The sequence below is a fragment of the Microbacterium sp. Leaf161 genome, from assembly GCF_001423645.1.
Classification (GTDB): Bacteria; Actinomycetota; Actinomycetes; order Actinomycetales; family Microbacteriaceae; genus Microbacterium; species Microbacterium forte.
Genome location: NZ_LMOW01000002.1, coordinates 265,032 through 278,838, shown reverse-complemented (window position 1 = coordinate 278,838; position 13,807 = coordinate 265,032). Strand labels below are relative to the sequence as shown.

Below are 13,807 nucleotides of genomic sequence, written 5' to 3'. Positions count from 1 at the left end.
GCCTCAGCGTCGGCGCTGGCAGCGCGGGCAGAAGTGACTCGACCGGTTCATGAAAGCCTGTCGGCGGATCAGCGTGCCGCACCGGGGGCATGGCTGACCGCCTCGACCGTAGGCGTTGAGGGAGTGCGCGAAGTAGCCGGCCTGGCCGTTCACGTTGACGTACTGGGAATCGAAGCTCGTGCCTCCCTCGGCCAGCGCCTTCGCGAGCACCACGCGGATCTCAGCGAGGAGCCGACCGATCGCGGGTGTCGACAGCGCGCTCGCGAGAGTCTCGGGGTGGATGCGCGCCGCCCAGAGCGCCTCGTCGGCGTAGATGTTGCCCACCCCGCTGATCACCTGCTGATCGAGCAGCACGCGCTTGACCGCGCTGCCCCGCTTTCGGAGCGTGCGCACCAGGATGCCGTCGTCGAAGAGAGGGTCGAGGGGATCGCGCGCGATGTGCACGACCTGGGTGGGGATCATCGTGGGCCCGTCCGGCACGAGGCTGTCGACAGCCAGCGACCCGAAGGTCCTCTGATCGGCGAACACGATGGCGAGCTCTCCGTGCTGCGGGTGCTCGATGCCGATGCGAATGCGCTCGTGGCGTTCCGCTTCGGCATCCGGTGCGCGGAGCAGCATCTGCCCGCTCATCCCGAGGTGCGCGATCAAAGCGGAACCCTCCGCGTCGAGCGGAAGCCAGAGGAACTTGCCTCGACGCTCGGCGGCGGTGAACACGCGCCCTTCCAGGCGCGACACGAAGTCCGATGCCCCCGCGGCATGACGTGTCAGGGCGCGCTCATCGAACACGCTCACCCCCGTGATGACCGAATCGACCGCGGCAGGAGCGAGACCGGCTCGCACCACCTCGACCTCGGGGAGCTCAGGCACGCTCGTTGAGGAAGCGCCACGCACTGAGCGCGGCCGCCATCTCTGCAGTCTTCTTACTGCTGCCCTTGCCGGTCATCGCCACATCGCCGACGCTCACGGTCGCCAGGAAGCGACGATCGTGATCGGGACCACTCGCCTCCACCGAATACTGCGGTGGGGTGGCACCGACCCGCGCCGCCAGCTCCTGAAGACTGGTCTTCGGATCCATGGCGGCGCCATAGCGCTCGGGGTCGGCGAGCAGCGGCGCGGTCAGACGGAGCACGAGCTCAGTGGCCGCCTCAGGACCCGCCGACAGGTAGGTCGCACCGATGACGGCTTCCATCGTGTCGGCGAGGATCGAATCCTTGTCGCGTCCGCCCGTCTGCTCCTCGCCTCGACCGAGCCGCAGGTGGCTGCCCAGATCGATGCCTCTCGCCACCTCTGCGAGAGCGACCGTCGAGACGACACTGGCGCGCCGCTTGGCGAGTTCGCCCTCATCGAGCCCTGGATGGGTCGTGAAGAGCATCACGGTGACGGCTTGGCCGAGAATGGAGTCGCCGAGGAACTCGAGACGTTCGTTGTGAGGGATGCCACCATGCTCATACGCATATGAGCGATGGGTGAGCGCCAACTCCAGAAGCTCCGCGTCTATATCGACGCGGAGCTTCTCTGGGAGTGGTCTCGTCCCCCCAGGGACCTCAGTCACGGAAGTGAAGTCGCGACTCAGACGTCGGCGACCTTGCGGCCCTTGTACTCGAGGAACAGCTCGGTGCCCTGCGAGTCGGTGACGACCTTCGCCTGGTGGGGGCGGCTGTAGACGGTCTTGCCGTTCTCGACGGTCTTGACGAGAGCGATGGGCGCCGCCTTCCACTGCGCACGGCGCGAGCGGGTGTTCGAACGGGATACCTTGCGCTTCGGGGGGTTACCAGCCATGACTAGCTCTCTTCTTTCTCGGCGGCACGAGATTCTTCCGTGCCGTCTTGGTCTGTGATGTTCTGGAGCGCGCTCCACCGAGGATCGATGGGAGCCGCCTGCTCCTTGTCGGTGCTCGCTGTCAGCCTCTCGCCCGTCTCCGGGTCGAGCCCGGGGCAATCCGGCTGACACACCGGCTGAAATGGAAGCGCCAATACGGCCGCATCCCTGACTAGAGTTTCAAGATCCACGTGGTCGTCTTGAACCTCGAAGTCAGTTTCTTCCTCACCAGGATACGCGAAAAGCTCCTGGAACTCGACTTCGACGGGCCGAACGATGTCAATGAGGCAGCGACCGCACACGCCGGAGTACTCCGCGTCGACGATTCCCGACACCAGAATGCCCTCATGGACCGACTCCAGACGGACATCCAGGTCGAGCTCGGAGCCTGCCTCATACGACACGATCCCCTCGCCCCAGGCATCCTTAAGGGTCACGGAGAACTCGTGTTCGCGCATCTCTCCCGGCTTGCGGACGATGTCGCGGACGGGGAGGACGAAAGGACCACTCATTCGGGAACGCACCCAGCAATGGTACCGGCTCCATGCGGTGGGAGGCTGGCTTCGGGCTGAGCGCGGCGCTCAGGAGCGCGACGTCAGATGCCGCGAGACCCGGTGTCGAGGAATGCGGCGACCGCAGGAGGGACGAAAGGCGACACATCGCCCCCGAGCCCCGCCACCTGTCGCACGAGGGAGCTGGACACGAGAGCATGCGCAGGGTCGGGCAGCAGGAAGACCGTCTCGATGTCTGCGAGGTGCCTGTTGACGATCGCCATCGGCGATTCATAGGCGACGTCGATCTGGGAGCGGATCCCCTTGACCAGCACGCCGGCACCCACATCGCGCGCGTAGTCGACCAGAAGGCCCATGCTCCACGATCCGACGATCACGTTGCCGTCCATGCCCTCATCGGCGATGGACTGCTCGATGAGCGACAGCCGCGCCGCGATGGGCAGCATCGCCTCCTTGCCGGGGTTGTGCACGACGAGCACATGCAGCTCGTCGTACAGCTTGGCGGCCCGACGGATGACGTCGAGGTGGCCCAGGGTCGGCGGGTCGAAGGAACCCGGGACGACGGCGATCCGGCTGCTCATGCCACCAGCCTAGGGCACGCCGTGCTCGGGTCAGTTCTTCGCCAGGGCCGCGCGATCGTCGTCGCTCACTCGTCGCTCGATGGCGGATCTGAGCCCCGGGTTCGCGTCGAGACCGGGGTCTGCGGCGAGGATCACCTCGGCGAGCTCGCGAGCTCTGACGATCAGACCGGAGTCCTTGACCACGCGCAGCAGCTTCAACGACGACCGCACGCCCGCCTGTGCTGCGCCGAGCACGTCTCCTTCACCGCGCAGCTCGAGATCGACCTCGGCGAGGGCGAAACCGTCGAGGGTCGCTGCGACCGCGTCGACTCGCTCGCGCGCCACCGAGCCGGCTTCCGCCTCTGTCACGAGCAGACACAGCCCCGGAACGCCGCCTCGACCCACCCGGCCCCTCAACTGATGCAGCTGGGAGACGCCGAAGCGATCGGCATCGAGGACGATCATGGTCGAAGCGTTGGGCACGTCGACCCCGACCTCGATGACGGTCGTCGCGAGCAGTAGGTCGATCTCGCCCCGGGCGAAGGCCTGCATCACCGCATCCTTCTCGTCAGACGGCATGCGTCCGTGCAGAACCGCTCGGCGCAGACCGCCGAGCTTCGGGTGCGTCGCCAGCGCCTCGTCGAGCTGCACCACTCCCCAGCGCGGACCGGATGCGCCCTCGGCTTGCAGGAGCGCGGGCTCGCCCGCCTCGGCCGTCTTCTTGGTGGTGTCGATCGCGGCGCACACTGCGAAGACCTGGCGCCCCTGGGCGATCTCCTCGGCGGCGCGCTCCCAGACGCGATTGAACCACCCGGGATGCTCGGCGAGTGGGGCGACGAACGACTCGATTCCCGCCCGTCCCTTCGGCATCGTGCGGATCACCGAGGTGTCGAGATCTCCGAAGACCGTCATGGCCACGGTGCGAGGGATGGGCGTGGCGGTGAGGACGAGGGCGTGCGGGCTGGAGCCCTTGGCGCGGAGAGCCTCGCGCTGCTCGACGCCGAACCGGTGCTGCTCGTCGACCACGACGAGCCCGAGATCTGCGAAGGTCGTCTTCTCGCCGAGCAGTGCGTGGGTGCCGACGACGATCAGGGCCTGCCCGGAGGCGACGCGCAGGGCGGCCTTGCGCCGCGCCGCAGCCGGCATCTGCCCGGTCAGGAGTGTGGGCATCACGAGCGGAGCCAGCTCCGGCCCGAGCATCTTCGATATCGACCGCAGGTGCTGGCCCGCCAGGACCTCGGTCGGCGCGATCAGCGCGGCTTGGCCGCCGGACTCGGCGACCTGGAGCATTGCACGCAGGGCGACGAGCGTCTTGCCCGAGCCGACCTCGCCCTGCACGAGCCGGTTCATCGGCCACAAGCCGACGAGATCCTTCGCGACCTGCTCGCCGACGGTCTGCTGATCGGGCGTGAGATCGTAGGGCAACGAGGCGTCGAAACGCTCGAGCAGACCTCCGGGCTTCGCCGCACGCGCCGTGGCCGAGAGCGATCGCACCGCGTCGCGCTGCTGCAGGAGTGCGGTCTGCAGCGTGAGCGCCTCATGCATCCGCAGCGTGCGGACTGCCGGATCGATGTCGTTGCGGGTCTTCGGTCGATGGATCTGCTCGAGTGCCTCTCTCGCGGTCAGCAGCTCCTCCCGCTGACGGACATCCGCCGAAAGAGGCTCGGGCACGTCACCGAGGCCGTCGAGCACGCGAGTGACGAATTTCGCGATCTGCCAGGTCTGCAGCGTCGACGTCGCGGGATAGATGGGGATCAGCACGGCTGCGCGGGCGTCCGCACGCCGCCTGGCCGCATCCTCGTCGTCGAAGAGCTCGTACTCAGGGTGCGCGAACTGCGTCATCCCGTTGAACTCGCCGACCTTGCCCGAGAAGACGCCTCGCCGACCGACCGCGAGATCCTCGGAGCGCCACTTGGCTGCCCCGAGGTTCTTCGCGAAGAACGTCAGGGACATCTTGCCGATGCCGTCGCCGATCACGACGTCGACCATCGCGCCCCGTCGATTGCGCATCGCCCTGGCACTCGACGACAGCACCTCGGCGACGATCGTCACGGTCTCACCGAGCGGAAGCTCACGGATGGGGGTGAGCTCGCCAGGGTCGGCATACCGCCGGGGATAGTGCGACACGAGATCGCCGACCGTCTTCATGCTGAACGCCCGATCGAGAGACTTCGCCGGCGTGGAGCCCAGCGCCTCCTCGAGCGACGAATCCAGCGTGAGCGACATGATCCGAGTCTAGGAGGCCGCACGGACACGACGTGCGCCCCGGCTGTCGTATCGTGAACGGGTGACGAGGATCATCGCCGGAAAGGCACGCGGCGCGCGGCTCGACGTTCCCCACGCGGGGACGCGACCCACCAGCGACCGCGTACGGGAGTCGCTCTTCGGGGCGCTGGAATCGGCCGACGCGATCGCCGGAGCCCGAGTGCTGGATCTCTACGCCGGATCGGGTGCACTGGGATTGGAGACGCTCAGCCGCGGCGCGGCAAGCGCCGACCTCGTCGAGCACGGCCGAGAGGCTGCGGCCGTCGTGCGTCGCAACATCGCCACCGTCGCGAAGGCCGGCGCGAACGGCGCGAGGGTGCACCAGAGCACGGTCCGGTCGTTCCTGCTGCGAGCCTCCGGTCCGTACGACCTCGTCTTCTCGGACCCGCCCTACGACCTCGAGGACGACGCGATGACCGCGGATCTCATCGCGCTCGCACCGTGTCTCGCCCCTGACGCCCTCGTGATCATCGAGCGTGCGCGGCGGTCCACGCCTCCTGATCTGCAGGCCGCCGGCCTGGAGCTGATCCGTGAGAAGGCATACGGCGACACCGCTCTCTGGTGGGCCGAGCCGGCACTCGCCTCCGAGACGCCTCAGCCCGAGGCCGAATCCCAGTCGCGATAGGGATCCCAGCCGCTCACGTCTGCGGGTGCGTCGTCGACCAGCAGATCGTGCTCGCCCTGCGGGGCCACAGTCCCGATGACGCGGAACCCCGACGGCAGCGTCGCCGGAGGGAAGGTGGCGAGCAGCGCATGATCCTCGCCACCGGCGAGGGCACGCTGCGGAGATTCTCCGAGCGTCGCGCTGTCGAGGGCGATCGTGACGGCCGAGGCCGCTGCCATCCGTCGCGCATCGAGGGCGAGACCATCCGAGATGTCCATCATCGCGGTCGCTCCGGCTGTGGCGGCGAAGGGTCCGAGGCCGATCGGGGGCGACGGACGGAGCTGGGCGGCCAGCGCCGCGCTCTCACCCCGTCCGAGCGCGGATGGATCGACGGGGACCGGTGTGTCACCATCACGGAACCTGCCGAAGAGGACGGAGAGTCCGTGGGCGGCGTGTCCGAGCTCTCCGGCCACCGCGACCACATCACCGACCCGCGCACCTGAGCGCGTCACCGGCGCCCGGCCCTCGAGATCGCCGAGAGCGGTGACGGCCACAGTGAGGACATCCGAGACGGTGAGATCGCCACCGACCACGGCGCAGCCCGGCGCCAGGGCCGCACACGCCTCACGGAATCCGTCGGCGAGGCGTTCGACGAAAGAGAGCCTCAGATCGCGCGGAACAGCCAGCGCGACGAGCAGCGCGGTCGGGCGCGCACCCATGGCGGCCACGTCGGCGAGGTTGACTGCCGCAGCCTTCCACCCGAGGTCATAGCCCGACGACCACGCGAGTCGGAAGTCAGGACCGTGCACGAGGGTGTCCGTCGTGGCGACCACGGACCCAGACGGAGCCGCGATCACCGCCGCATCGTCGCCGGGTCCGATGATCGTATGACTGGCCCGCGCAGTCCTCGCCAGGATGGCCCGCAGGATCTCCCCCTCCGAAAGGTCGCCGAGGGGCGGATCATCGTCGCGAGGTCGGGAGGGCATGCAGTCAAAGGTAGCCTGGATGCATGCCCCGCTCTCGTCGTCTCGCCGTCATCGCGGGGTCGCTGGTCCTCGTCGCAGCGCTCTCCGGATGCTCGACCACGATCCATCTGGAGCCGGCCGACGATGCGAACAATCCGGCGTGCGCGGAGGTCTCCGTGCTGCTTCCGGATGCCGTCGGCGATCTGGACCGCGTCTGGACCGATGCCCAGGCCACCGGCGCCTGGGGCGACCCGACGGTCGTGTTGCGCTGCGGCGTCGAACCGCCGGCACCGTCGACCGAAGTCTGCACCACGATCGGCAGCGTCGACTGGCTCGTGCTCGACCAGGAGGAAGAACGACAGCGTCTGGTGACCTACGGTCGTGACCCAGCCGTCGAGGTGATCATCCGCCGGGGCGAGGAGATCGACTTCCGCACGGTGGTCGAGAGTCTCTCGACGAGCATCCAGTCCGGCCTCGAACCGGCGACGGCTCGGTGCACAGACCGGGTGCCCACCGAGGAATCCCCCGACGCGGGATCGGCCGAAGGCTGAGCGGACGCCGCCCGATCAGCGGCGCAGGCCCGCTTCGATCAGCTCTGAGATCAGGTCGCCGTAGCTGAGTCCGGATGCCACCCAGCACTTGGGGAACATCGAGATCGGCGTGAATCCGGGCATCGTGTTGAGCTCATTGACGACGAGCTCTCCCTCGGCGGTGAGGAACATGTCGACACGGGCGAGGCCACGGCCGTCGACAGCCTCGAACGCTCGGATGGCGGCGTCCTGGATGGCCGCGATCTCGGAATCCTCGAGCTGCGCGGGGCACACCACGTCGACGCCGTCGCCACCGAGGTACTTGCCTTCGAAGTCGTAGAACCCGCGGGACGTCAGCACGATCTCGCCGGGCAGCGATGCGCGTACGCCGTCGGCGCTCTCCAGAACCGCGACCTCGATCTCGCGACCGACCACTCCGCTCTCGATGAGGACCTTGTCGTCCTCCGCGAAGGCGATGGCCAGCGCGGCGTCGAGCTCGTCGGGCCTTTCGACCTTCGAGACGCCCACGCTGGAACCCGCGCGCGCCGGCTTGACGAACAGCGGCATCCCGAGATCGACGGCGGAGGCGCGAACCGACGCGGCATCCCGCTCCCACTCCCGCGAGCGGACCGTGATCCCCGGTGCCACCGAGAGGCCCGCCGCGCGCAGCGCGATCTTCATGAAGTGCTTGTCCATGCAGAGCGCAGAATCGAGAACTCCACCACCGGCGTAAGGCACTTCGAGAGTGTCGAAGTAGCCCTGGATCGTCCCGTCCTCGCCGTGAGTGCCGTGCAGGATCGGGAGCACGATGTCGATCTCGCCGAAGCCCTCGACAGTCCCGTCCTGACGCACGACACGGAGCGTCCGGTCGCCGCCGGGCTCGGGCCACAGCACCCTGGTGCCGTTGTCGGCGACCTCGGGCAGATGTGCGGCATCCAGCGGGAACTTCGACGGGTCGTCGTCCTCGAGGACGAAGGCTCCCTCGCGGGTGATTCCGACCGGGATCACCGCATAGCGGTCGCGGTCAATCGCGCCCAGGACTCCGCCCGCCGTTGCGGAACTGATCGAATGCTCGCTGGAGCGCCCTCCGAAGAGCACCACCACCGTCTGCTTGTCCATGGTTGGTCCTCTCACCCTGCGGGGTGTCGTCGTCCGTCGTCAGGTGGGGTGCGATGTCACGCGGGTTCATCTTGCCGTCGAGCACCATCTTCACCTGCTCGACGATGGGCATGTGCACTTCGGACTCGCGGGCGAGCTGCAGCACCGGCGCGACGGACGCGAGGCCCTCGGCTGTCTGCTGCATCTGCTTGACGACGTCCTGGAAGCTGTATCCCTGGCCGAGCAGGCGCCCGGCCGTGTTGTTGCGGCTCAGTGGAGACTGGCACGTCGCGATGAGGTCTCCCAGTCCCGCGAGCCCTTGGAGAGTTTCGGGGTGGGCGCCGTTCGCTACCGCGAAGTCGGTCATCTCGACGAGTCCGCGGGTGATGATCGACGCCTTCGTGTTCTCGCCGTATCCGACGCCGTCGACGATGCCGATCGCCACCGCGATGAGGTTCTTCAGCACTCCCCCGAACTCCGTGCCGATCACGTCGGTGTTCACGAACGTCCGGAAGTACGAGTTGCGCGCGGCGCGTGCGACCTCTTCGGCCGTCTCCTGACTGCGTGAGGAGATCACGGCAGCCGTCGGCTGCTCACGGGCGATCTCGAGCGCGAGGTTCGGCCCCGAGGCGACAGCGATGCGATCGGGATCGCACCGCAGCTCCTGCTCGATGACCTGACTCATCCGCAGCCCTGAGGTGCGTTCGACGCCCTTCATGAGGCTGACGATCTTCGCGTCGTTGTCGGACAGCAGCGGTCGCAGCGCCTTGAGGTTCTCGCGCAGCGACTGGCTCGGCACCGAGAGGTAGACCTGGTCGACATCACGCAATGCGATCGCCAGCTCATGCGTCGCCGCCATCGTGCGCGGCAGGTTGATGCCGGGCAGGTAGCGCGAGTTGCGCTTGGCCTCGTCGATCTCGTGCGCGAGTTCGGCTCGGCGGGCCCACATCGTGACCTGCGCACCGCCGTCCGCGAGGATCTTCCCGAATGTGGTGCCCCAGCTGCCTGCACCGATCACGGCGACTCTGGGGCCCGCGGGCGTGCTGCGCTTAGGAGTCAAGGCGACCCGTCTCCTTCTGTCCGTGCGAGGCGGGGTTCCAGCGCACGGCCGGTGCCTTCTCACCGCGCAGCTCTGCGAGCAACGCCGTGATCGCGTTCATCAGCCGGTCGGTGGCCTCGTTCAGCGCCGCAGACTCGCCCGCGCGACCGCGCAGGTCGGACACGTCGACCGGGTCGCCGATGATGACGTCCACGCGCTTGCGCAGTGGCCACAGGCTCAGACCCTTCTGGTAACGACCCATGATGTGCTGGGTGCCCCACTGGGCCATCGGGATCAGCGGGATGCCGTCGGTCAGTGCCAGCCGCACAGCGCCCGACTTGCCGCGCATCGGCCACATGTCGGGGTCACGCGTCAGAGTCCCCTCGGGGTACACGATCACTCCGCGTCCGTGTTCCACCAGCTCGGCCGACTGCTTCAGCGTCTGCTTCGCGGCGGATGCGGACGACGAACGAGCCACCGGGATCATTCCGGTGCGGCGCAGAATCCATCCGAGCACAGGGACCTTGAACAGGCTCTCCTTCGCCATGAATCGGGGCGCGCGTCCGATCCGCCACACCGCGAGTGCCACGATGAGCGGATCGAACTCCGAGTAGTGGTTGGGAGCCAGCACATAGGCACCCTCACGAGGGAGCTTCTCGGCACCGGTGATGCGGATCTTCGCGAGCAGCGAGATCAACGGCACGGCGATCGCCGCGAGCGGCCAGAAAATGCTGGGCCGCGTCGTCTCGCGCGATCGGGAACCCATCGGGCTCACCGGATGACGTCGAAGTCGGCGCCCACGGCATCGAGCTTGGCGAGGAACTTCTCGTAGCCACGGCTGAGGATGTCGACTCCCGACACCTTCGACTCGCCTTCGGCCGTCAGCGCCGCGATCACGTGGCTGTACCCGCCGCGCAGGTCGGGCACGACGATGTCTGCGGCGTGCAGCGGAGTCGGCCCGGTGATGACGGCCGCCTGCTCGAGGTCACGACGCGGCACGCGCCGCGGCCCGTCCTGCAGCCCTCGCGGGTGCACGACGATGTCGGCACCCATCTTGACGAGTGCATCGGTGAAGCCGAGACGGTTCTCGTAGACCGTCTCGTGCACGACCGAGCGGCCGTTCGCCTGCGTCAGCGCCACGACGAGCGGCTGCTGCCAGTCGGTCATGAAGCCGGGGTGCACGTCGGTCTCGACGACGACGGGCTTGAGCTCGCCTTCACGGCGGAAGAGGATGCCGTCCTCCTGGATGTCGAACCAGCCGCCGGCCTTGCGGAAGATGTTGAGGAAGGTGAGCATCTCCTGCTGCTTGGCTCCGCCGACGAAGATCTCGCCGTCGGTGGCCAGCGCCGCGGATGCCCACGAGGCCGCCTCGTTGCGGTCGAAGATCGACCGGTGGTCGTAGCCGCGCAGCGTCTCGACGCCCTCGATGAGGATGACGCGGTTCGGCTCGTACGAGATGATCGCGCCCATCTTCTGCAGCACGGCGATCAGATCCATGATCTCGGGCTCGATGGCGGCGTTGCGCAGCTCGGTCGTCCCCTCGGCCCTGACCGCGGTCAGCAGCACCTGCTCGGTGGCACCCACGCTCGGGTACGGCAGGTGGATGTTGGCGCCGTGCAGGCGGGTGCCGCCGGTGGAGAGACGGATGCCGCTCGGCAGCTTCTCGACGATGGCGCCGAACTTGCGCAGTGCGTCGAGGTGGAAGTCGATCGGGCGGTCGCCGATGCGGCACCCACCGAGGTCCGGGATGAATGCCTGACCGAGACGGTGCAGGAGCGGTCCGCAGAACAGAATCGGAATCCGGGAGGCACCGGCGTGGGCGTCGATCTCCTCGAAGTGGGCCGACTCGACATCGCTCGGGTCGAAGACGAGTGCACCCGGCTCATCGCCGTCGGAGACCCGGACACCGTGCACCTCGAGCAGCGAGCGCACCACCGCGACATCGCTGATGGCCGGGACGTCGCGCAGCACGCTGACGGTCTCACCGAGCAGCGAGGCGACCATCGCCTTGGTCGCGAGGTTCTTCGCTCCCTTGACGTCGACGCGGCCGCGCAGGGGGCGGCCTCCACGAATGGCGAGGACGTCACCGGTGAGTGGGGGGACTCCGTCCGGAAGAGCGTCGCGCACAGGTGTCGTCATTCGGAGCCTCACTTCATTCAACGGAAATCGGGGCGGGGTCGCCCTCGGCTCCCCCGCCCCGCCGTTCACTGAACGGGAAGGGTCCGGGGCCGCCACGACTCGCGACGGGCCTCGAACTGCGCGATCTTGTCTTCGTTGCGCAGCGTGAGCCCGATGTCATCGAGCCCTTCAAGGAGCCGCCATCTAGTGTAATCGTCGATCCCGAGGTCAGCCTGGATCTCACCGATCGACGCGACCCGCGCCTCGATGTCCACCGTGATGGAAGCCCCGGGATTCCGGTCGATCTCGGCCCAGATCCGCTCGAGATCCTCTTCCGAGATGGTCGCCGCGACGAGCCCCTGCTTGCCTGAGTTGCCCCGGAAGATGTCGGCGAAGCGCGGGCTCAGGACGACCGCGAACCCGAAGTCGCGCAGTGCCCAGACGGCGTGCTCTCGGCTCGATCCGGTGCCGAAGTCCGGTCCGGCCACGAGCACCGACGCCCCCTGGAAGGCGGGCTGGTTGAGCACGAACTCGGGGTCCTGGCGCCAGCCGTGGAACAGCGCGTCCTCGAAGCCGGTCTTGGTGACCCGCTTGAGGAAGACGGCGGGGATGATCTGGTCGGTGTCGACGTTCGAGCGCTTCAGCGGAGCGGCGATACCGGTGTGGGTGACGAACTTCTCCATGGTCAGACCTCCGCCATCTCGTTCAGGTCGCTGGGACTCGACAGCGTGCCGCGGATCGCGGTCGCCGCGGCGACCAGCGGCGACACCAGGTGTGTGCGACCACCCTTGCCCTGCCGACCCTCGAAGTTGCGATTCGACGTCGACGCACAGCGCTCGCCCGGCGCGAGCTGATCGGGGTTCATGCCGAGGCACATCGAGCAGCCGGCGAACCGCCATTCGGCTCCGAAGTCCTTGATGATCTTGTCGAGGCCTTCCGCCTCGGCCTCCAGCCGGACGCGGGCCGAACCGGGTACGACCATGACACGCACGCCGTCGGCCTTCTTCTTGCCTTCGATGATCGACGCGAACGCACGGAGGTCCTCGATGCGGCTGTTCGTGCACGAGCCCATGAAGACCGCATCGACCGGCACCTCCTTGAGCGGCGTACCAGGGGTCAGATCCATGTACTCGAGGGCGCGCTCTGCGGCGGCGCGCTCGTTGGCGTCGGCGATCTGAGCCGGGTCGGGAACCGACGCCGACAGCGAGCTGCCCTGACCGGGGTTGGTTCCCCATGTCACGAAGGGCTCGAGATCGTCGGCGTCGATGAAGACCTCAGCATCGAAGGTCGCACCCTCGTCGGTCGGCAGGGTGCGCCAGTAGGCGACGGCGTCGTCCCAGTCCTGGCCCTGGGGAGCGTGCGGACGCCCCTTCAGGTAGTCGAACGTCGTCTCGTCGGGGGCGACCATGCCCGCACGGGCACCGGCCTCGATCGACATGTTGCAGATGGTCATCCGGCCCTCCATGGACAGAGAGCGGATCGCGCTGCCGCGGAACTCCAGGACATAGCCCTGCCCGCCACCGGTCGTGATCTTCGCGATCACTGCGAGGATGATGTCCTTCGCGGTGACTCCGGGGCGCAGAGTGCCCTCGACGGTGATGGCCATCGTCTTGAAGGGCTTGAGCGGAAGCGTCTGGGTCGCCATCACGTGCTCGACCTCGCTGGTGCCGATGCCGAAGGCCATGGCGCCGAAGGCCCCGTGAGTCGACGTGTGCGAGTCTCCGCAGACCACGGTGATCCCCGGCATGGTGAGCCCGAGCTGCGGGCCGACGACGTGCACGATGCCCTGTTCGGCATCGCCCAGAGAGTGCAGACGAACGCCGAACTCGGCGGCGTTACGGCGCAGCGTCTCGATCTGAGTGCGGCTCGTGAGGTCGGCGATGGGCTTGTCGATGTCCCACGTGGGCGTGTTGTGGTCTTCGGTGGCGATCGTCAGGTCGAGGCGACGCAGCGGACGGCCCTCCGATCGCAGTCCGTCGAACGCCTGAGGGCTCGTGACCTCGTGCACCAGGTGCAGATCGATGTAGATGAGGTCGGGCTCGCCGTTCTCGCCCTTGACGACGAGGTGGTCGTCCCAGACCTTCTCAGCGAGGGTCCTCGGACGTGCGGGAGCAGTGTCTGCTGCGGGGATGTTCATTGCGTCTCTCCTGAAGCTGGCGGTTCGGCCCACGATGGACTCCGCGACGAGGAGGGGCTCAGAACGAGGTCTCGTCGCGGCCGCTAAGAAGGAGCACGATCCGCATGACGTCAGATTACCACCGCTTCAGCGACCGGAGTCGCCGCGTGACACGCTACTGT

Annotated in this window: 15 protein-coding genes; 2 read left to right on the top strand and 13 right to left on the bottom strand. The window is 67.8% G+C overall.

Translation table 11 applies throughout. The features are described 5' to 3' along the window. Window positions 1-3 precede the first annotated feature (3 nt). The 6 genes from mutM to ASF87_RS14015 all read right to left on the bottom strand — a co-directional run bounded on the left by mutM (window position 4) and on the right by ASF87_RS14015 (window position 5,116). On the bottom strand, window positions 4-867 hold the full coding sequence (gene mutM, locus ASF87_RS14040; RefSeq protein WP_056376682.1) for a bifunctional DNA-formamidopyrimidine glycosylase/DNA-(apurinic or apyrimidinic site) lyase: 864 nt from the start codon (window positions 865-867) through the stop codon (window positions 4-6). Continuing rightward, window positions 860-1,552, bottom strand: coding sequence for a ribonuclease III (rnc, locus tag ASF87_RS14035; RefSeq protein ID WP_042541693.1), 693 nt, complete (start codon window positions 1,550-1,552; stop codon window positions 860-862). The genes mutM and rnc overlap by 8 nt, the downstream gene beginning before the upstream one ends. A gap of 17 nt (window positions 1,553-1,569) precedes the next feature. Further along, entirely contained in the window at window positions 1,570-1,779 is a 210-nt protein-coding gene (gene rpmF / locus ASF87_RS14030) for a 50S ribosomal protein L32 (protein WP_042541694.1), read from the bottom strand. 2 nt (window positions 1,780-1,781) lie between these two features. After that, window positions 1,782-2,330: a YceD family protein gene (locus ASF87_RS14025; RefSeq protein ID WP_056376681.1), complete on the bottom strand. Its 549-nt coding sequence runs from the start codon at window positions 2,328-2,330 to the stop codon at window positions 1,782-1,784. Window positions 2,331-2,413: 83 nt separating this feature from the next. Continuing rightward, window positions 2,414-2,911, bottom strand: a complete 498-nt coding sequence (gene coaD, locus ASF87_RS14020) for a pantetheine-phosphate adenylyltransferase (protein WP_042541696.1) — start codon at window positions 2,909-2,911, stop codon at window positions 2,414-2,416. Window positions 2,912-2,941: 30 nt separating this feature from the next. After that, on the bottom strand, window positions 2,942-5,116 hold the full coding sequence (locus ASF87_RS14015) for an ATP-dependent DNA helicase RecG (RefSeq protein ID WP_056376680.1): 2,175 nt from the start codon (window positions 5,114-5,116) through the stop codon (window positions 2,942-2,944). Window positions 5,117-5,177: 61 nt separating this feature from the next. On the opposite strand from ASF87_RS14015, the gene rsmD reads away from it, so the two are divergent. Further along, window positions 5,178-5,780 carry a 16S rRNA (guanine(966)-N(2))-methyltransferase RsmD gene (gene rsmD, locus ASF87_RS14010; RefSeq protein WP_056376679.1) on the top strand — a complete coding sequence of 201 codons (603 nt, stop codon included), beginning with the start codon at window positions 5,178-5,180 and terminating at the stop codon, window positions 5,778-5,780. Here rsmD and thiL read toward each other — a convergent pair. Next, window positions 5,750-6,745: a thiamine-phosphate kinase gene (gene thiL / locus ASF87_RS14005; RefSeq protein WP_056376678.1), complete on the bottom strand. Its 996-nt coding sequence runs from the start codon at window positions 6,743-6,745 to the stop codon at window positions 5,750-5,752. The two genes, rsmD and thiL, sit on opposite strands and share 31 nt — an antisense overlap. A 23-nt stretch (window positions 6,746-6,768) precedes the next feature. Between thiL and ASF87_RS14000 the strand changes: the two genes are divergently transcribed. Then, entirely contained in the window at window positions 6,769-7,275 is a 507-nt protein-coding gene (locus tag ASF87_RS14000) for a DUF3515 family protein (RefSeq protein WP_056376677.1), read from the top strand. 15 nt (window positions 7,276-7,290) lie between these two features. Here the strand turns inward: ASF87_RS14000 and ASF87_RS13995 are convergent, their stop codons facing one another. The 6 genes from ASF87_RS13995 to leuC form a co-directional block, all read right to left on the bottom strand. Next, window positions 7,291-8,373 carry a D-alanine--D-alanine ligase family protein gene (locus tag ASF87_RS13995; protein WP_056376676.1) on the bottom strand — a complete coding sequence of 361 codons (1,083 nt, stop codon included), beginning with the start codon at window positions 8,371-8,373 and terminating at the stop codon, window positions 7,291-7,293. Next, window positions 8,279-9,370, bottom strand: a complete 1,092-nt coding sequence (locus tag ASF87_RS13990) for an NAD(P)H-dependent glycerol-3-phosphate dehydrogenase (RefSeq protein WP_442922804.1) — start codon at window positions 9,368-9,370, stop codon at window positions 8,279-8,281. Before ASF87_RS13990 ends, ASF87_RS13995 begins: the two co-directional genes overlap by 95 nt. 31 nt (window positions 9,371-9,401) lie before the next feature. Beyond that, window positions 9,402-10,157, bottom strand: coding sequence for a lysophospholipid acyltransferase family protein (locus ASF87_RS13985; protein WP_056376674.1), 756 nt, complete (start codon window positions 10,155-10,157; stop codon window positions 9,402-9,404). Between the two features lie 5 nt (window positions 10,158-10,162). Next, window positions 10,163-11,530, bottom strand: a complete 1,368-nt coding sequence (gene murA, locus ASF87_RS13980) for a UDP-N-acetylglucosamine 1-carboxyvinyltransferase (protein WP_056376673.1) — start codon at window positions 11,528-11,530, stop codon at window positions 10,163-10,165. Window positions 11,531-11,595: 65 nt separating this feature from the next. After that, window positions 11,596-12,192, bottom strand: coding sequence for a 3-isopropylmalate dehydratase small subunit (gene leuD, locus ASF87_RS13975; protein ID WP_042541705.1), 597 nt, complete (start codon window positions 12,190-12,192; stop codon window positions 11,596-11,598). Window positions 12,193-12,194: 2 nt separating this feature from the next. Then, entirely contained in the window at window positions 12,195-13,646 is a 1,452-nt protein-coding gene (gene leuC / locus ASF87_RS13970) for a 3-isopropylmalate dehydratase large subunit (protein ID WP_042541706.1), read from the bottom strand. Window positions 13,647-13,807: the final 161 nt, after the last annotated feature.